The organism is Thioclava sp. PTB-PU3-1, from assembly GCF_055666785.1.
Genome location: NZ_JBVNVL010000002.1, coordinates 290,330 through 307,328, shown reverse-complemented (window position 1 = coordinate 307,328; position 16,999 = coordinate 290,330). Strand labels below are relative to the sequence as shown.

The 16,999-nt window shown below is 64.4% G+C and carries 12 protein-coding genes; 6 read left to right on the top strand and 6 right to left on the bottom strand.

Annotated features, from left to right (window positions below; translation table 11 throughout):
* Position 1: 1 nt before the first annotated feature.
* The 3 genes from ACZ7GB_RS06950 (at position 2) to ACZ7GB_RS06940 (ending at position 5,589) form a co-directional block, all read left to right on the top strand.
* Complete coding sequence (locus ACZ7GB_RS06950) at positions 2-1,240, top strand: SAM-dependent methyltransferase (RefSeq protein WP_078520487.1); 1,239 nt, start codon at positions 2-4, stop codon at positions 1,238-1,240.
* 182 nt (positions 1,241-1,422) lie between these two features.
* Positions 1,423-4,752 carry a carbamoyl-phosphate synthase large subunit gene (gene carB, locus ACZ7GB_RS06945; RefSeq protein ID WP_472158065.1) on the top strand — a complete coding sequence of 1,110 codons (3,330 nt, stop codon included), beginning with the start codon at positions 1,423-1,425 and terminating at the stop codon, positions 4,750-4,752.
* Between the two features lie 141 nt (positions 4,753-4,893).
* A complete protein-coding gene (locus tag ACZ7GB_RS06940) occupies positions 4,894-5,589 on the top strand; it encodes a porin (RefSeq protein ID WP_472158064.1) in 696 nt (231 codons plus the stop codon).
* A gap of 55 nt (positions 5,590-5,644) precedes the next feature.
* Here ACZ7GB_RS06940 and ACZ7GB_RS06935 read toward each other — a convergent pair whose 3' ends face one another.
* From ACZ7GB_RS06935 to ACZ7GB_RS06920, 4 genes are all read right to left on the bottom strand, one after another.
* The gene (locus tag ACZ7GB_RS06935; RefSeq protein WP_472158063.1) at positions 5,645-6,475 is read right to left on the bottom strand and encodes a glycoside hydrolase family 25 protein; all 831 of its coding nucleotides are present in this window, start codon (positions 6,473-6,475) and stop codon (positions 5,645-5,647) included.
* Positions 6,476-6,584: 109 nt separating this feature from the next.
* Entirely contained in the window at positions 6,585-7,100 is a 516-nt protein-coding gene (locus ACZ7GB_RS06930) for an EF-hand domain-containing protein (protein WP_472158062.1), read from the bottom strand.
* Positions 7,101-7,193: 93 nt separating this feature from the next.
* A complete protein-coding gene (locus ACZ7GB_RS06925) occupies positions 7,194-7,538 on the bottom strand; it encodes a carboxymuconolactone decarboxylase family protein (protein WP_472158061.1) in 345 nt (114 codons plus the stop codon).
* A 277-nt stretch (positions 7,539-7,815) separates the two neighbouring features.
* The gene (locus ACZ7GB_RS06920; protein WP_472158060.1) at positions 7,816-10,317 is read right to left on the bottom strand and encodes a GcvT family protein; all 2,502 of its coding nucleotides are present in this window, start codon (positions 10,315-10,317) and stop codon (positions 7,816-7,818) included.
* A gap of 369 nt (positions 10,318-10,686) precedes the next feature.
* Here ACZ7GB_RS06920 and ACZ7GB_RS06915 point away from each other — a divergent pair, with 369 nt between their 5' ends.
* Positions 10,687-11,934, top strand: a complete 1,248-nt coding sequence (locus ACZ7GB_RS06915) for a PRC-barrel domain-containing protein (protein ID WP_472158059.1) — start codon at positions 10,687-10,689, stop codon at positions 11,932-11,934.
* Between the two features lie 157 nt (positions 11,935-12,091).
* Here ACZ7GB_RS06915 and ACZ7GB_RS06910 read toward each other — a convergent pair whose 3' ends face one another.
* Positions 12,092-13,078: a 2-hydroxyacid dehydrogenase gene (locus ACZ7GB_RS06910; protein WP_078542061.1), complete on the bottom strand. Its 987-nt coding sequence runs from the start codon at positions 13,076-13,078 to the stop codon at positions 12,092-12,094.
* Positions 13,079-13,262: 184 nt separating this feature from the next.
* On the opposite strand from ACZ7GB_RS06910, the gene ACZ7GB_RS06905 reads away from it, so the two are divergent.
* Positions 13,263-13,904, top strand: coding sequence for an SH3 domain-containing protein (locus ACZ7GB_RS06905; RefSeq protein WP_078549772.1), 642 nt, complete (start codon positions 13,263-13,265; stop codon positions 13,902-13,904).
* Between the two features lie 75 nt (positions 13,905-13,979).
* The gene (locus ACZ7GB_RS06900; protein WP_472158058.1) at positions 13,980-14,837 is read left to right on the top strand and encodes a cation diffusion facilitator family transporter; all 858 of its coding nucleotides are present in this window, start codon (positions 13,980-13,982) and stop codon (positions 14,835-14,837) included.
* A 129-nt stretch (positions 14,838-14,966) separates the two neighbouring features.
* Here the strand turns inward: ACZ7GB_RS06900 and ACZ7GB_RS06895 are convergent, their stop codons facing one another.
* Complete coding sequence (locus ACZ7GB_RS06895; protein ID WP_472158057.1) at positions 14,967-16,988, bottom strand: M3 family metallopeptidase; 2,022 nt, start codon at positions 16,986-16,988, stop codon at positions 14,967-14,969.
* Between the last annotated feature and the right edge of the window lie 11 nt (positions 16,989-16,999).

Sequence of the window (16,999 nt, the reverse complement as noted above, 5' to 3'; positions counted from 1 at the left end):
TATGAGAGCTTGGGACTCGCTTCTCGACCGTATGTTGCGCCACCTGATCCGCAGGGGCACGCTCGAACTCGTCTATTCGGACGAGACGCTCAGACGCTACGGCGACGGCACCGGGGACCCGGTCCGCGTCACCATCGAAAACCCCGACGTGACGCGCAGGATCGTGCTCCGGCCCGATCTCGGCGTCGGCGAAGGGTATATGAACGGCGACTACACGATCGCGAATGACGATCTGCGTGGCTTTCTCGCCCTCGCGATCCGCAACCAGACCGGATCCGGCATGCCGTGGTTCGAGAAACCGCGCGAGGCGAGCCGTTTCTTCGGGCGCCGCTTCGCGCAGTTCAACCCGGTCAACAAGGCGCGCACCAACGTCGCGCATCACTATGACCTGTCGGGCGAGCTCTACGACCTCTTCCTCGACGAGGACCGGCAATATAGCTGCGCCTATTTCGAGCGCCCCGACATGACGCTGGAAGAGGCGCAGGAGGCCAAGAAACACCATATCGCCAAGAAGCTGCTGATCGAACCGGGCATGACCGTTCTCGATATCGGCTGCGGCTGGGGTGGCATGGCGCTGACGCTGGCACGCGATTTCGGCGCGAATGTCGTCGGCGTGACACTTTCTACCGAACAGCACGCGCTGGCCCGCAAACGTGTCAAAGAGGCCGGCCTCGAAGACAAGATCGACATCCGCCTGACCGATTACCGCGATGTGACCGACAAATTCGACCGGATCGTCTCGGTCGGCATGTTCGAACATGTCGGCGTGCCGCATTACCGCGAATATTTCTCGAAGGTGCGCGAGCTGCTCAAACCGGGCGGCGTCTCGCTGATCCATTTCATCGGACGCTCGGGCCCCGGTGGCGCGACCGCCGATTTCATCACGAAATACATCTTCCCCGGCGGCTATTGCCCGGCGATGTCGGAAGCGTCGAACGCGGTCGAACATGAAGGCCTCATTACCACCGATCTCGAGGTCTGGCGGCTGCATTACGCGGAAACCCTGCGCCATTGGTGCGATCGGTTCGAAGCGAATATCGACAAGGCCGTCGCACTTTACGACGAGCGGTTCTGCCGGATGTGGCGCTTCTACCTCGTGGCCTCGGAGATGGCTTTCCGCCATGGCGGGCAGGTCGTGTTCCAGTATCAGCTGGCCCATGAAGTGGGCGACGTGCCGCTGACCCGCGACTACCTCTATCGCGACGAAGACGAACAGGAACATCGGCTGGCCGCCGAGTAAGTCGACCACTCCCTGACCGGGCTGAAATCAGGCTGCGCTCCTCCCGGCGCGCAGCCTGACCGACTTGCGCGCGCGCCCTCGCGTCACCCTGCAACCCGGCTATCGCGTCCTGACCCTCTTGCGACGCCTGACCCTTTGCGTATAAAGCGCCTCAATTTGCGCAGTGACCAGAGGGGATTCCCATGCCGAAGAGAACAGACATCACGTCAATCCTCATCATCGGCGCCGGGCCCATTGTGATCGGGCAAGCCTGCGAGTTCGACTACTCGGGCGCCCAGGCCTGCAAAGCCCTTCGCGAAGAAGGCTACCGCGTCATCCTCGTGAACTCGAACCCGGCGACGATCATGACCGATCCGGGGCTCGCCGACGCCACCTATATCGAACCGATCACGCCGGAAGTCGTGGCCAAGATTATCGAGGCCGAGCGCCCCGACGCGGTGCTGCCGACGATGGGCGGCCAGACCGGCCTGAACACCGCGCTGGCGCTGGCCGATATGGGCGTGCTGGAGAAATTCGGCGTCGAGCTGATCGGCGCGAACCGCGACGCGATCGAGATGGCCGAAGATCGGAAGCTCTTCCGCGAAGCGATGGACCGGATCGGCCTCGAGAACCCGAAAGCGACCATCGTGTCCTCGCCCAAGCGCAAGAACGGCACCTATGACGTCAACGAGGGCGTGCGTCAGGCGCTGCTCGAGCTGGAGCATATCGGCCTGCCCGCGATCATCCGCCCCGCCTTCACGCTGGGCGGCACCGGCGGCGGCGTCGCCTATAACCGCGAAGATTACGAGCGCATCTGCCGCTCGGGTCTCGACGCCTCCCCCATGAGCCAGATCCTCGTCGACGAGTCGCTGCTGGGCTGGAAAGAATTCGAGATGGAGGTCGTGCGCGACAAGGCCGACAACGCGATCATCGTCTGCGCCATCGAGAACGTGGACCCGATGGGCGTCCATACCGGCGACTCGATCACCGTGGCGCCCGCGCTGACGCTGACCGACAAGGAATACCAGATCATGCGCAACGGCTCGATCGCCGTGCTGCGCGAGATCGGCGTCGAGACCGGCGGCTCGAACGTGCAATGGGCGATCAACCCCGAAGACGGCCGCATGGTCGTGATCGAAATGAACCCGCGCGTGTCGCGCTCCTCGGCGCTGGCCTCGAAGGCCACCGGCTTCCCGATCGCGAAGATCGCGGCGAAGCTCGCCGTGGGCTACACGCTCGATGAGCTGGACAACGACATCACCAAGGTCACGCCCGCCTCGTTCGAGCCGACCATCGACTACGTCGTCACCAAGATCCCGCGCTTCGCCTTCGAGAAATTCGCAGGCTCGAAGCCCGAACTGACCACCGCGATGAAATCGGTGGGCGAGGCGATGGCGATCGGCCGGACCTTCCACGAATCCGTGCAGAAAGCTCTGGCGTCGATGGAGACGGGCCTGAGCGGCTTCGACGAGATCGAGATCGAAGGCGCGCCGGAGAAGGCCGCCGTCATCAAGGCGATCTCGCAGCAGACGCCCGACCGGATGCGCCTGATCGCACAGGCGATGCGCCACGGGCTGAGCAATGACGAGATCCAGCACGCGACCTCCTTCGATCCGTGGTTCCTCGCCCGGATCCGCGAAATCGTCGAGGCCGAGAACGAGATTCGCAAGAAGGGCCTGCCGCTCGACGAGAAGGGCCTGCGCAATCTCAAGATGATGGGCTTCTCGGATGCGCGTCTGGCCACGCTGACCGGCCGCGACGAGGCGCAGGTCCGCCGGGCCCGCCGCAACCTCGGCGTCACCGCGGTCTTCAAGCGCATCGACACCTGCGCCGCCGAATTCGAAGCGCAGACGCCCTACATGTATTCGACCTATGAAGCCCCCGCGATGGGCGAGGTCGAATGCGAGGCACGGCCCTCCGACAACAAGAAAGTCGTCATCCTTGGCGGCGGTCCGAACCGGATCGGCCAGGGGATCGAGTTCGACTATTGCTGCTGCCACGCCTGTTTCGCGCTGACCGATGCGGGTTACGAGACCATCATGGTCAACTGTAACCCCGAGACCGTGTCGACCGACTACGACACCTCGGATCGCCTGTATTTCGAGCCTCTGACACTGGAACATGTGCTCGAAATCCTACGGGTGGAGCAGGATAACGGCACGCTGCATGGCGTGATCGTGCAGTTCGGCGGCCAGACGCCCCTGAAGCTCGCGAACGCGCTGGAGGCCGAAGGCATCCCGATCCTCGGCACCACGCCCGACGCGATCGACCTCGCCGAAGACCGCGAGCGGTTCCAGGACCTGCTCAACCGTCTGGACCTGAAGCAGCCCGTCAACGGCATCGCAAGCTCGGACGAGCAAGCCTTCGAGATCGCCGGCCGCGTCGGCTATCCGCTAGTGATCCGCCCCTCCTACGTGCTGGGCGGCCGCGCGATGGAGATCGTGCGCGACCTCGACCACCTCAAGCGCTACATCAAAGAGGCCGTGGTGGTCTCGGGCGACAACCCGGTGCTGCTGGACAGCTATCTGGCGGGCGCGATCGAGGTCGACGTCGATGCGCTCTGCGACGGCGAAAGCGTCCATGTCGCGGGCATCATGCAGCATATCGAGGAAGCTGGCGTCCACTCGGGCGACTCGGCCTGCTCGCTGCCGCCCTACTCGCTGAGCCCCGAGATCGTGGCCGAGCTGAAGGTGCAGACCGAGAAGATGGCCAAGGGCCTCAACGTGGTCGGCCTGATGAACGTGCAGTTCGCGATCAAGGACGGCGATATCTACGTCCTCGAGGTCAACCCGCGCGCCTCGCGCACCGTGCCCTTCGTCGCGAAAGCCACCGACTCGGCCATCGCGTCGATCGCAGCGCGCCTGATGGCGGGCGAGAAGCTGTCGGCCTTCCCGGCGCGCCCGCCCTATCCCGAAGGCGTTGGCCCCGACACGCCGCTGCCCTTCGCCGATCCGCTGACGCTGGCCGACCCGCAAACGCCGTGGTTCTCGGTCAAGGAGGCCGTGCTGCCCTTCGCCCGTTTCCCGGGCGTCGACACGCTGCTCGGCCCGGAAATGCGCTCGACCGGCGAGGTGATGGGCTGGGATCGCGACTTCCCTTCGGCCTTCTGGAAAGCCCAGCTCGGCGCGGGCACCGTACTGCCCGAAAGCGGTCGCGTGTTCTTCTCGATCAAGGACTCGAACAAGACCGACGATCTGGCCGAAGCCGCCGCCTCGCTGGTCTCGATGGGCTTCACCATCGTCGCCACCGGCGGCACCGCCGCATGGCTCGCCGAGCATGGCGTGGAAAGCGAGAAGGTTCTGAAGGTCTATGAGGGCCGCCCGAACATCGTCGACCGGCTGAAGAATGACGAGATCGACCTCGTCTTCAACACCACCGACGGCAGCCAGGCGATCTCGGACAGCCGCGACATCCGCGCGGTCGCGCTCTATGACAAGATCCCCTACTTCACCACCGCCGCCGCCTCCATCGCCGCCGTCTCGGCGATCAAGAGCCGGAAAGAGGGCGAGGTGAACGTCCGCTCGCTGCAGTAAGCGACGGATACAATTAGAGAAATGATGCGACTCGCGGAACACGGTTTCCGCGAGTTTCTTTTTCAACTCGAGGGTGATCTTGCTGCGCCTCGGTGGCTCACGCATGGCTAAAGCCTAAAAACAATTTCATGAGGCAAGTTTATGAAGAAATGCGTTTTCGCAGCCGCGGCCCTTTTCGCGGCGCTCCCGCAAATCTCCAGCGCGGCTGAAATCACCGGCGGCACCGTCGGCATCGGCTTTTCGCAATTCACCGATGACGGCGATCTCGACAAGACCTCGGCCACCGGCTCGCTCGAAGTCGGGTTCAACCGGCAATTCTCGCTGCAAGGCGATCTCGCCTTCGCGAGCTTCGGCGCAAGCGACACCGACGCCAACAACGTCGCACTTCACGCGATCTACCACGCCGGTCCGGCCACCTCCTTCGGCGCCTTTGCGGGCCACGACCACGCTGAAGGCGCAGGACTGGATTACTATGGCCTCGAAGCGGGTCATTCCTACGGCCAGTTCGGCGGCGAAGCCTATGTCTCGCACGCCAAGGAAGACGGCGTCAGCGGCAACCTGTTCGGCCTGTCGGGGCGCTATGCCGTCAACGACGCGTTCGGCGTGACTGCGGGCTATGACCATATCGACGTCGAGAGCTTCGACGCGAACCGCACGCAGATCGGCGTCGACTACAAGCTCGGCAATGTGACGCTGAGCGGCGATTTCGGCCATGCCGATGGCGACGATCTGGGGTCGAGCAACTACGTCTCGATCGGCGCGACCTTCGCCTTCGGTCCGCAGCGGCGCACCACGTTCAAGCAGCGTGATCTGATCCGCGTCATCCCCGGTCTCTGACCGCGACGCGCTTGCAGGGGAAAGGCGGCCTTTCGGGGCCGCCTTTTTTATATACTCAGACCCGCTGCGCCCGCCGCGCGAGCCAGCTTTGCCACGCGGCCGGAGAGCCCGCGAAAGCGTTCATGTCCACGTTCCCCGGCACGCCCGGCACGACACCCGTGCCGCTATACTGCCAGAAGCTCCAATCGGCGCCGGGGTAGCGCTCCATCGGGTGCGCGGTGACCGAGCGCAGCCACATCTCATAGCCGGAGAAGCGCGACAGATCGTTGTCCCGCCAGAAATCGATCGTGGTGTAGATCACCGGGCGCGTGCCGTAATGACGCGTCAGGGCCGCGAGGAAGCGGTGCATCTCGGCGCGGGTGACATGGGCCGCGGGGCGACGCTGGCAGGTACGCGAGGTGTGGTTCCACTCGATATCCAGCACCGGCGGCAGATCGCCCCGGCGGCGCGGCACGTTGCGGATATACCAATCGGCCTGCTCTTCGGGGGAGCGGCAGAAATAGTAGAAGTGATAGGCCCCGACCGGCACGCCCGCCGCCCGCGCGCGGGTCGCGTTGATGTGGAAACCCGGATCGGAGTGATCGCCGCCCTCGGTCGCCTTGAGCCACGCGAAGGACACCCCCGCCGCGCGCGCCCGGCGCCAGTCGATCTCACCCTGATAGCGCGCCGCGTCGATCCCGTGGACCGGCAGCCGCGCCGGCGCCAGACCTTCCCAATCATGCGGATCGGTATCGCCGAAGCGCGCGGGGATACCGCTCGCCCGGTAGTTCGAGGCCGACAACACTGCCGGACGCATCAATTTGGCCTGCTTGCCACTTGGCGCGCCGCCGCAGCCCGCCAAGGCCAAGGCTGCGCCCGAGACGAAGAACCTGCGTGAAATCCCCATGCTCACTCCCCCGTGATTTTTTCCCAGCCTCTCATGCAAACGCCCGCCTGTCATCGCTGACAGGCGGGCGTCTTTTGACATCGGCGAGGCTTCGCCTAAGAGGGCGCGATTAGCTCCGGGGGCCGAAATCGGCTTGGGTCAGCACGCCATCCCCGTTGCGATCACGCATCGCAAACCACTGATCGGTGCCACCCACGAATTCCGCGCGCGAGATCACCCCGTCGCCATTCGCATCGAAGGCCCGCAGCCCCTCGGCGGTCGGAATATCATGCCCCGAACGCATCGCGTTGCGGCCCTGACCCTGTCGCTTGCCGGGCCCCTGCCCCATGCCCTCGGGCACCTGATGCCCCGGACCTTTGCCAGCCTCGCGCTCCATTTCCTTATGCTCGTCGATCATCGCGATTTCCGCGACGGAGTAGGCGTCATCCTCGTTCGCGTCGAACATCGTGAAGATGTCGCCGCGCCGCTCGCGGGCTTCGGACAGCGTGACGCCGCCATCGCCATCGAGATCCCATTGCAGGAGAAATTCCTGCCCCGGCACCGGGGCGGTTTGCGCGAAACCCGGAGCGGCACCGAGCAGCAGTGCGGCGGCAAACGGGGCGGCGAGAGAAGCGATGCGTTTCATCTGTCTGTCCTTCAATGGATATGTCGTGAATGAAACGAAACGGCCCGCGCCTTTCCGGCGCGGGCCTGACAACATGTCGCAGAGCGGACCGGCTCAGCCTTTCGCGGCGGCCAGCTCGTCCCAGCAGGCCAGCGCGTGGCCGGCATACATCACACCCGGGCCACCGCCCATCTGGATCGCCATGGCCAGCACGTCGCCCAGCTCCTCGCGCGTGCCGCCTGCCTTCATCAGCGCTTCGACATGGAACATGATGCAGGGCTCGCAGCGCAGCACGACCGCCATGCCGAGCGCGATGAATTCCTTGGCCTTCACATCGAGCGGCCCGTTCTCCTTCACCGCTTTCGACAGCACACCGAAACCGCCGACAGCGTCGGGTATCGTCTTGTTCATCACGCGTAGCTCGTTGCGCATCTCGTCGATTTTCGCCTTGTAGCTCATCGCAGGTCTCCTTCGCATTTCGTCCCTCGCGGCGTGACACGGGGCGCGGGCGAAATCCTTGACCTGCGTCAACCCAAAGGGATGGCGCTGCGTGATGTGACCAAAGTTGAGGGGGCTCCGCCCCCGGCGCGAGACGCGCGCCTCCCCCGGGATATTTACACCAAGGCGAAGACCGCAGAGTTTCCCCCTTCGCCTTGGCGCAAATATCCCGGGGGGTGAATTCGCGCAGCGAAAAGGGGGGCAGCGCCCCCCTTCTCCGGTCTCAATCAATCGAGGCTCAGCCGTCGACGCGGATGCGCGCGTTGCTCGGATCGTGCGGGCTGTCCTCGGTCACTTCCGCCGGGTAATCGGCGCCGAGGATACGCACGCTCAGCTTGGTGCCCGGCTCCGCCAGATCGGGGCGCACATAGCCCATGCCGATCTGCTTGCCGAAGGCCACCGACCAGCCGCCCGAGGTCAGACGCCCGACACGCTCGCCATCCTTTTTGATGACTTCCTTGCCCCAGGGATCGGCATCGTCCGGCCCGTCGATCAGAAGCGTCACGCATTTCGAGCGGATGCCGGTGTCGAGCATCGCCTGCTTTCCGGTGAACTCCTTCTCGAGGTCGATGAAGCGGTCGAGACCGGCTTCCTGCGGGGTCGCGTCGCGGCCCAGCTCGTTGCCGAAGGCGCGATAGCTCTTCTCCTGACGCAGCCAGTTCTGCGCGCGTGCGCCGACGAGCTTCATGCCGTGCTTCTCGCCCGCCTCGACCAGCAGGTCCCAGAGGTAGCGGCCGAATTCGACCGGGTGATGCAGTTCCCAGCCCAGCTCGCCCGTATAGGCCACGCGCACGGCGCGGACCGGGCACATGCCCAGCTCGATATTGCGCATCGAGAGCCACGGGAAGCGCTTGTTCGACAGCACCGTCTCCGGATAGGCGTCCTTGACCACCTCCTGCAGGATCTTGCGCGCATTGGGGCCCGCCAGCGCGAAGACGCCCCATTGGGTGGTCACGTCGTGGCAATCGACATAATCGCCGCCCGACGCGCGGAAATCCTCGATCGATTTGCGCAGGAAGTCGCCGTCGTAATCGGTCCATGCACCGGCCGAGATCAGGTAGTACTCATCCTCGGCCAGACGCACGATCGTGTATTCGGTGCGGGTCGTGCCGGCTTCGGTCAGCGCGTAGGTCAGGTTGATCCGGCCCACTTTCGGCAGCTTGTTGCAGGTGAAGGCATCGAGGAAAGCGGTCGCGCCGGGGCCGCGCACCATATGTTTGGTAAAGGCGGAGGCGTCGATCAGACCGGCCGTGTCGCGCAACGCCTCAGCCTCGGCCTTGGCATATTGCCACCATTCGCCGCGACGGAACGAGCGGCTGTCATGATCGAAGCTCGAGGGCGCATCCTTGGGGCCGTAATAGTTCGGGCGTTCCCAGCCGTTGGTCTGGCCCATCTGCGCGCCTGCCGCTATCTGGCGATCATAGGCGGGGGCGGTGCGCAGCGGACGGCAGGCTTCGCGCTCTTCATCGGGGTGGTGCAGGATGAAGACGTGCTCATAGGCCTCTTCGTTCTTGCGCGCTGCGTATTCGGTGGTCATCCAGCTGCCGTAGCGCTTGGGATCGAGCGAAGCCATGTCGATCTCGGCCTCGCCCTCGACCATCATCTGCGCGAGGTAATAGCCGGTGCCGCCTGCGGCGGTGATGCCGAAGGAGAAGCCTTCCGCCAGCCACATGTTGCGCAGGCCCGGCGCGGGGCCCACCAGCGGGTTGCCATCGGGCGTGTAGCAGATCGGGCCGTTGAAATCGTCCTTCAGGCCGACTTCCTCGGAGGTCGGCAGGCGATGGATCATCGACATGTATTCTTCTTCGATACGCTCCAGATCGAGCTGGAACAGATCGGCGCGGAAGGTCTCCGGCACGTCATAGAGGAAGCGCGCGGGGGCGTTGCGCTCGTAGGGGCCGAGAATCCAGCCGCCGCGTTCCTCGCGGACATACCATTTCGCATCGGCATCGCGCAGCACCGGGTGCTCGAGATTGCCCTCGGCGCGCCATTTGACCAGCGCCGGGTCGGCATCGGTGACGATGAACTGGTGCTCGACCGGGATCGCGGGAATCTTGATGCCCAGCAGGCGTGCGGTGCGCTGTGCGTGGTTGCCGGTGCAGGTCACGACATGCTCGGCGCGGATCTCAATCTCTTCGCCGGAGCCGACGAGGTTGCCGCCCTTCTCGACCATCTTCTCGAGCGTGACGACCCATTCCGAGCCGGTCCAGCGATAGGCGTTGACCTGCAGCTTGCGCGCGATCTCGGCGCCGTGCTGGCGCGCGCCCTTGGCCATCGCCTGCGTCACGTCCGCGGGGTTGATATAGCCGTCCTGCGGGTGGAACAGCGCGCCCTTGAGGTCTTCGGTGTTCAGAAGCGGCCAACGCTCCTTCATCTGCGCGGGCGTCAGGAACTCGTGATAGACATCCGCGGTCTCGGCGACGGAGGAATAGAGCTTGTACTCGTCCATCCGCTCTTGCGTCTGCGCCATGCGCAGGTTGCCCACGATCGCGAAACCCGCGTTCAAACCGGTCTCGGCCTCAAGCGTCTTGTAGAAATCGACCGAGTATTTGTGGATGTGGGTCGTCGCGTAGCTCATGTTGAACAGCGGCAGCAGACCCGCCGCGTGCCAAGTCGAGCCTGAGGTCAGCTCGTCGCGCTCGATCAGCAGCGTGTCCCAGCCCGCCTTGGCAAGATGGTAGGCGACACCGCACCCGACTGCGCCGCCACCGACGACCAAAGCTTTCACATGGGATTTCATCGCGGGGCCTCCTTGCCGATACGGACGTAGGGGCAGATTGACCCTCATATTCGCAAACGCAATCCGATCCGGGCGACATTCGCGCGACAAAAACGACAAAAGCGCACGCGCGGCGCTTTGGGGGCGCGGCGCCTGCCCGGCGGGACCCGATTATGAAAGCTCAAGCCCCATTGGACGCACGCAAACCGAGGGATGACGCTTCCGTGAGGCGAGTCGCGAATCCGTGTTTTGTTCCCGCGATTTGCAAAAATTTTTCCCCCATTTGCACAGGAACTGTGCGCGGTTTCACCAGTTTTGAGACCATCAGAGGCCGGGGAAACCAGAAACCGGGACCGACGCGCCTCACGTAAAACGAAAGGGAGACGAGATATGAAAAAGCTCATCACCACTACCGCCATCGGCCTGATGCTTGCCCTGCCCGCACATGCCGAAGACAAAGCAAATGCAAACGCGACGGCTGAAGCCAACGCAAATGCTTCGGCCAACATGTCGGGCGACATGTTCATGAAGTCGATTCCGGACTCCTTCAACGCCTCGGGCCTCATGGGCAAGCGCGTTTACATCTCGAAGGACGAGGTCGACGCCAAGACCGCGATCAACGAAGCGCAGGACAGCTGGGATGACGTTGGCGAAGTCAGCGACGTCGTGATCGGCACCAACGGCGAAGTCGATGCCGTGCTCGTCGACGTGGGTGGTTTCCTCGGCATTGGCGAGAAAACCGTCGCGATCTCGATGGATTCGCTCAACCTGATCCCCGATGGCGACACCGATAATTCCTATTTCGTCGTCGCTCAGGGCAGCAAGGACCAGCTGGACCAAGCGCCGAAATATGACGCCGAAATGCAGACCGCGTTCAGCGCGGATGCCAATGGCGATATGAACGGCAACGGCGAAGACATGCAGAACGCCGACGCGTCGCAGAAGATGGATGAGGCTGGCGACAACGCCGAAGCCGCTGCCACCGCGACCGCCGCTGCTGCAGGCGCCGCTGCGAACGAAGCTGCCGACAAGACCGCTCAGGCTGCCGACAACGCAGGCGAAGCGATGGACAACGCCGCCGAGAACACTGCCGACGCTGCTCAGAACGCCGCGCAGGAAACCGAGCAGGCGATGAACAACGCTGGCGACAAGACCGAAGAGATGGCGAAAGACGCCGCTCAGAACACCAAGGAAGCTGCAAACGCGACTGGCCAAGCCGTCGAGAACGCGGCTGACAACGCTGGCGAAGCGACCAAGGAAGCCGCGAACGAGACCGGCAACGCGATCGACGACGCTGTCGACAGCACTGCCGCTGCCGTGGGCACCATGGGTCAAGCTGACCAGGAAGACGGCCAGAAAGTCGATATCGCTTCGGTCGCTCCCGACACGCTGCGTGGTGAAGGCGTCTATGGCCCGAACGACGACAAGGTCGGCGACGTGTCCGAGCTGGTTCAGGGCAATGACGGTAAAGTCTCGGGCGTCGTGATCGACGTGGGTGGCTTCCTCGGCATTGGCGCCAAGCCGGTCGAAATCAAGGCGAGCGAGCTGACCGTTCTGCAGAACGACACCTCGATCACCGTGCATACCGGTCTGACCGAAGAGCAACTGAAGAAGCTTCCGAAATACGAAGCGAAGTAATCTTCGGATGATGTGACGGAGAGCGGGGGCAGCCCCTGCTCCCAGCGAAGGCCCCGGGCGTGTCCCGGGGCCTTTCGTCATTTCTGGCCCGACTCAACCGAAGCCCAAATGAAAAGGCCCCGGATCTCACCGGGGCCTCAAAACAGTTTCGCGCGGATCAGGTCATCGACGGCACGACCAGATCCGGCGGGCGGTGCCCGTCGGCGAAGGTCTTGATGTTGACCAGAACCTTCTCGCCCATCTCCACGCGCCCCTCGACGGTGGCCGAGCCCATATGCGGCAGCAGCACCACGTTCGACAGCTCGCGCAGCCGCGGATTGACCTCCGCGCCATGCTCGAACACGTCGAGACCGGCCCCGGCCAGCTCGCCCGCGCGCAACGCCCGCGTCAGCGCGTTCTCGTCGATCACCTCGCCCCGCGAAGTATTCACGATTACCGCCTCGGGCTTGAGCATCTTCAGCCGCCGCGCGTTGAGCAGGTGGAAGGTCGAGGGCGTGTGAGGGCAGTTCACCGAGATCACGTCCATCCGGCTCACCATCTGGTCGAGACTGTCCCAGTAGGTCGCTTCCAGCTCCTCCTCGATATCGGGGTGCACTTTGGTGCGGTTGTGATAGTGGATCTGCATCCCGAAGGCTTTGGCGCGCCGCGCCACCGCCTGACCGATCCGGCCCATGCCGAGAATGCCCAGCCGCTTGCCGCCGATGCGATGGCCCATGAAGGCGGTGGGCGCCCAGCCCTCCCAATTGCCCGCCTGCATATGCGCAAGCCCTTCGGGAATGCGCCGCGTCACCGCCAGCATCAGCGCTATGGTCATATCGGCCGTATCATCGGTGACGACGCCGGGCGTATTCGACACCAGCACCCCGCGCTGACGCGCCGAGGAAACGTCAATGTGATCGACCCCGGCACCGTAATTCGCGATCAATTTCAGCCGCTCGCCCGCCTGCGAGATCATCGACGCGTCGATCCGGTCGGTCACGCAGGGCACGAGGACATCGGCGCGTTTCATCGCCTCGACCAGCTCCTCCCGGGTCATCTTGCGATCGTCGTGATTGAGCTCGACCTCGAACAATTCCTTCATCCGGGTCTCGACGACCTCGGGCAGGCGTCGCGTCACGACAACACTCAGGCGCGGTGCAGGCATCTCGGTCCTCTCCTCTCTTCCATCGCGGGGCGGTTGGATGCAAACTGCCCCTCAAAGCGGGCAGGCACAAGGCCCGGCAAGAGCAGTAATGGCCGAAATCAACATGGGAGCGCAATTTTATTGCGCGCCGGATGTTGCAGACCCGCGGATCAGCCAGCGGGCGGGCCGGGATATGAGGCGGACGATGACGGGCAGCAAAATCCTCGCGGCGGTATCCTCAATTGCGATTCTGGTCGGCGCAATCTGGAGCGTGTCGGGCAATGCCTCGGGCGCGCAGTCGAAATCAAACGCCCCCGCCGCTCAGCCTGCTGCGACCAGCCAAACCACCAAGCCGCAAGCGAAGCCCGCGGCCAAGCCCGCCCCCAACGGCCCCGACGTGCAACTGGCGAAACCGCAACGCCGTGGCCCGGTCACCCACCTGCCGATCCCGCGCTATGTCTCGCTGAAAGGCTCCAAGGGCAATGTACGTCGCGGGCCCTCGCTCTCGCACCGGATCGACTGGGTCTTCACCCATCCCGGCATGCCGTTGAAAGTCACCGCCGAATTCGGCCATTGGCGGCGCGTCGAGGATAACGAAGGTCAGGGCGGCTGGATTCACTACACGCTGATTTCGGGCGTGCGCAACGTGATCGTCATGCAGGACATGGTGTCGCTCCACGCCCGTCCCGACCCGAAATCCGCAGTCACCGCCAAGGCGCAGGCCGGAGCGATCGCAGGCCTCGGCGCCTGCACCCACGATTGGTGCGAAATCGAAGGCTCTGGCGCGGATGGCTGGTTGCCGAAAACCGAAATCTGGGGCGTCGACCCCGACGAGACCCGTGACTGAGACGCTCACCTGCGCTAGAGGATCGGCGCAAAGGTAGAGATGGCAGCGATGGCCTATAGTGACAACGAAAACCGAATGAACACCTCGGCGGGTCTGGCCTCGGTCGGCACCGCCGCACTGCTTGTGGCGATCAAGGCCTGGGCGCTATGGCAGACCGGAGCGCTCTCGGTCGGCGCCTCGCTCGCCGACAGCGCAGTGGACCTGCTGATCTCGGGTGCGGGGCTGCTGGCGATCCTCTATGCCGCGAAGCCTGCCGATGACGATCACGCCTTTGGGCATAGCTCCGCCGAAGACCTCGCAGCCCTCGGTCAGGCGCTGATCGTGCTGGGCGCGGGCATCACGATCGGCATCACCGGCGTTCAGCGCCTGCTGGCCCCGACCCCGCCCCCGCTTGCCGCCGAAGGTATTGGGATCGCGGTCATGGTCGCCTCTGCGGCGATCACCTTCGGCCTGATCTGGTGGCAGGGCCGCGTGGCGCGCAAGACCGGCAACAAGGTCGTCGCCGCCGACCGGCTGCACTATGTGGGCGACCTGCTGCCGACACTGGGCGCGATCCTCGCGCTCTGGCTCTCGCATGCGTTCGGCTGGGGCGACGTGGACAGCATTGTCGCGCTGATCGCCGCGGCGATCATGCTAGCTGGCGCGGCGAAGATCTTCATTGGCGCATGGCACGCGCTGATGGACCGCGCGGCCCCTGACGACGTGATCGAAGGCATCGCCAAGATCGCCCGCGACTGGCCCGGCGTGCGCGGCTTCCACGATCTCAAGACCAGGACGGCAGGCGCGCAGATCTTCGTGAACCTGCATATCGAACTCGACGGGGATCAGACGCTGGAAGAGGCCCATGACATCGGCGCCGCGCTCAAACGCGCCATCGTCGAGGCCTATCCGCAGGCCGATGTCATCATTCATAAGGACGTCTATCGGGGCTGAGCGCGGAGGGGGCGCTGCCCCCACGGCTTGCGGCGCCCCCCGGGGATATTTCGAGCAGTTGGAAAGCAGATCGTCCTGCTTCCAACTGCCCTAAATATCCCCGCCGGAGGCTCCGGCATCACCAGCCGCTCAGGCGGCCGGATCAAGCAGCCCGCGGCCCTTCAGCAGAGGCTCGACCCCCGGCATCTTGCCCCGGAACTCGGTGTAAAGCTCCTCCGGCGGCCGCGAATTGCCTGCGGACAGCACGAAGCGTTCGAGCTTCGCCGCCGTTTCCGGATCGAACACGTCGCCTGCCTCCTCGAAGGCTTCGAACGCATCGGCATCCATCACTTCCGACCACATGTAGCTGTAATAACCAGAGGAATAGCCGTCGCCCGAGAAGACATGGGCGAAATGCGGCGTCGCGTGGCGCATCCGGATCGCATGCGGCATGCCGATCTCGCGCAGCACCTCGGCCTGTTTCGCCATCGGATCTTCCGGGGCCGCACCCTCGTGGAAGGCCAGATCGACCAGCGCCGAGCCGAGATATTCCACCGTCGAGAAACCCTGATCGAAGGTGGCAGCCCCTTTCAGCTTCTCGCGCAGCTCCATCGGCATCGACTCGCCAGTCTTGTAGTGGAGCGCGTGCTTTTCCAGCGTCTCGGGCACGTCGAGCCAATGCTCGTAAAGCTGGCTCGGGAGTTCCACGAAATCGCGCGCGACCGAGGTGCCCGACAGGAACTGATAGGTCACATCCGACATCATCTGGTGCAGCGCATGGCCGAATTCGTGGAACAGCGTGCGCGCGTCGTCATGGCTTAGCAGTGCCGGATCGCCCTTCGCGAAGTTACACACGTTCACCACGATCGGCACCGGCGCGCCACCCAGCTTGCGCTGCGAGCGCATCGCCGAGCACCACGCGCCAGAGCGTTTCGAACCGCGCGCGAAATAATCGCCCAGGAACACGGCCAGCACTTCGCCGCCGCGCGACACTTCCCAGCCGCGCACGTCCGGGTGATAGAACGGCCCGTCAATCTCCTTGAACTCCAGTCCGAAGAGGCGGTTCGCCGTATCGAAAGCAGCCCCGATCATCGCGTCGAGCGAGAGGTAGGGTTTGATCTGCCCCTCGTCGAAATCATGCTCGGCCACGCGGCGCTTCTCGGCATAGTAGCGCCAGTCCCACGGCTCGAGATCGCCGTTGATCCCGTCGGCATGCATCATCTCGGCCAACTTCACGGCATCCGCCTCGGCGGCAGCCTTCGCAGGCTCCCAGACGCGCATCAGAAGACCGCGCACGGCCTCGGGCGTCTTGGCCATCTCGGGTTCCAGCTTGTAGGCGGCGAAGCTCTCGTACCCCAGTAGCTTCGCACGCTCCTCGCGCAACTTCAGCACCTCGGCGGCGATCTCGCGATTGTCGGTCTCGCCCCCGTTTGCCCCGCGTGACGTCCAGGCTTCATAGGCGATCCGCCGCAGCTCGCGCTTGGGCGAGAATTGCAGGAAAGGCACGATCAGCGAGCGCGAGAGCGTCAGCACCGGCCCGTCCTGCCCGCGCTCCTTGCCTGCCGCGCGGGCGGTGTCCACGATGAAATCGGGCAGCCCTTCGAGGTCTTCCTCGACCAGCGGGCGGAACCAGCCGCTTTCATCGGCCAGAAGGTTCTGGCTGAACTGCGTGGTGATCGAGGCGAAGCGCTGCTTGATCTCGCGCATCCGCTCGGCCGCATCCCCTTCCAGCGCCGCGCCCGATCGGGTGAACATCTGGTAATACTGCTCCAGAAGCCGCGCCTGCTCCGGGCCAAGTCCGAGGCTCTCGCGGCTCTGCCACAGCTGGTCGATCCGCCCGAACAGCGCGGTGTTCATCGTGATCTCGGAGGAAAACGCCGCGAGCTTCGGCGCCAGATCGCGCATCAGCTCCTGCCGCGCGGGCGTCGCATCGGCACCGGCGAGGTTGTAGAACACGCCCGCGACCTTCTCGAGCGCCTCTTCCGCCAGCTCCATCGCCTCGATCGTATTGGCGAATGTCGGGGCGTCGGGCGAGTCCGCGATCGCCGCGATATTGGCGCGCGCCTCGGCCAGCGCCGCATCGAAAGCAGGCGCAAAATCGGCATCGGAAATCTCAGCAAAGGGCGGCAGTTCGTAGGGGCCGGTCCAGTCGGCGAGAAGCGGGTTGGTCATGGCGGGTCTCC

Excerpts from the sequence above, each read along its gene's own strand:
- ACZ7GB_RS06950 (WP_078520487.1), top strand. The coding sequence starts at position 2 with ATGAGAGCTTGGGACTCGCTTCTCGACCGTATGTTGCGCCACCTGATC.
- carB (WP_472158065.1), top strand. The coding sequence starts at position 1,423 with ATGCCGAAGAGAACAGACATCACGTCAATCCTCATCATCGGCGCCGGG.
- ACZ7GB_RS06940 (WP_472158064.1), top strand. The coding sequence starts at position 4,894 with ATGAAGAAATGCGTTTTCGCAGCCGCGGCCCTTTTCGCGGCGCTCCCG.
- ACZ7GB_RS06935 (WP_472158063.1), bottom strand. The coding sequence starts at position 6,475 with ATGGGGATTTCACGCAGGTTCTTCGTCTCGGGCGCAGCCTTGGCCTTG.
- ACZ7GB_RS06930 (WP_472158062.1), bottom strand. The coding sequence starts at position 7,100 with ATGAAACGCATCGCTTCTCTCGCCGCCCCGTTTGCCGCCGCACTGCTG.
- ACZ7GB_RS06925 (WP_472158061.1), bottom strand. The coding sequence starts at position 7,538 with ATGAGCTACAAGGCGAAAATCGACGAGATGCGCAACGAGCTACGCGTG.
- ACZ7GB_RS06920 (WP_472158060.1), bottom strand. The coding sequence starts at position 10,317 with ATGAAATCCCATGTGAAAGCTTTGGTCGTCGGTGGCGGCGCAGTCGGG.
- ACZ7GB_RS06915 (WP_472158059.1), top strand. The coding sequence starts at position 10,687 with ATGAAAAAGCTCATCACCACTACCGCCATCGGCCTGATGCTTGCCCTG.
- ACZ7GB_RS06910 (WP_078542061.1), bottom strand. The coding sequence starts at position 13,078 with ATGCCTGCACCGCGCCTGAGTGTTGTCGTGACGCGACGCCTGCCCGAG.
- ACZ7GB_RS06905 (WP_078549772.1), top strand. The coding sequence starts at position 13,263 with ATGACGGGCAGCAAAATCCTCGCGGCGGTATCCTCAATTGCGATTCTG.
- ACZ7GB_RS06900 (WP_472158058.1), top strand. The coding sequence starts at position 13,980 with ATGAACACCTCGGCGGGTCTGGCCTCGGTCGGCACCGCCGCACTGCTT.
- ACZ7GB_RS06895 (WP_472158057.1), bottom strand. The coding sequence starts at position 16,988 with ATGACCAACCCGCTTCTCGCCGACTGGACCGGCCCCTACGAACTGCCG.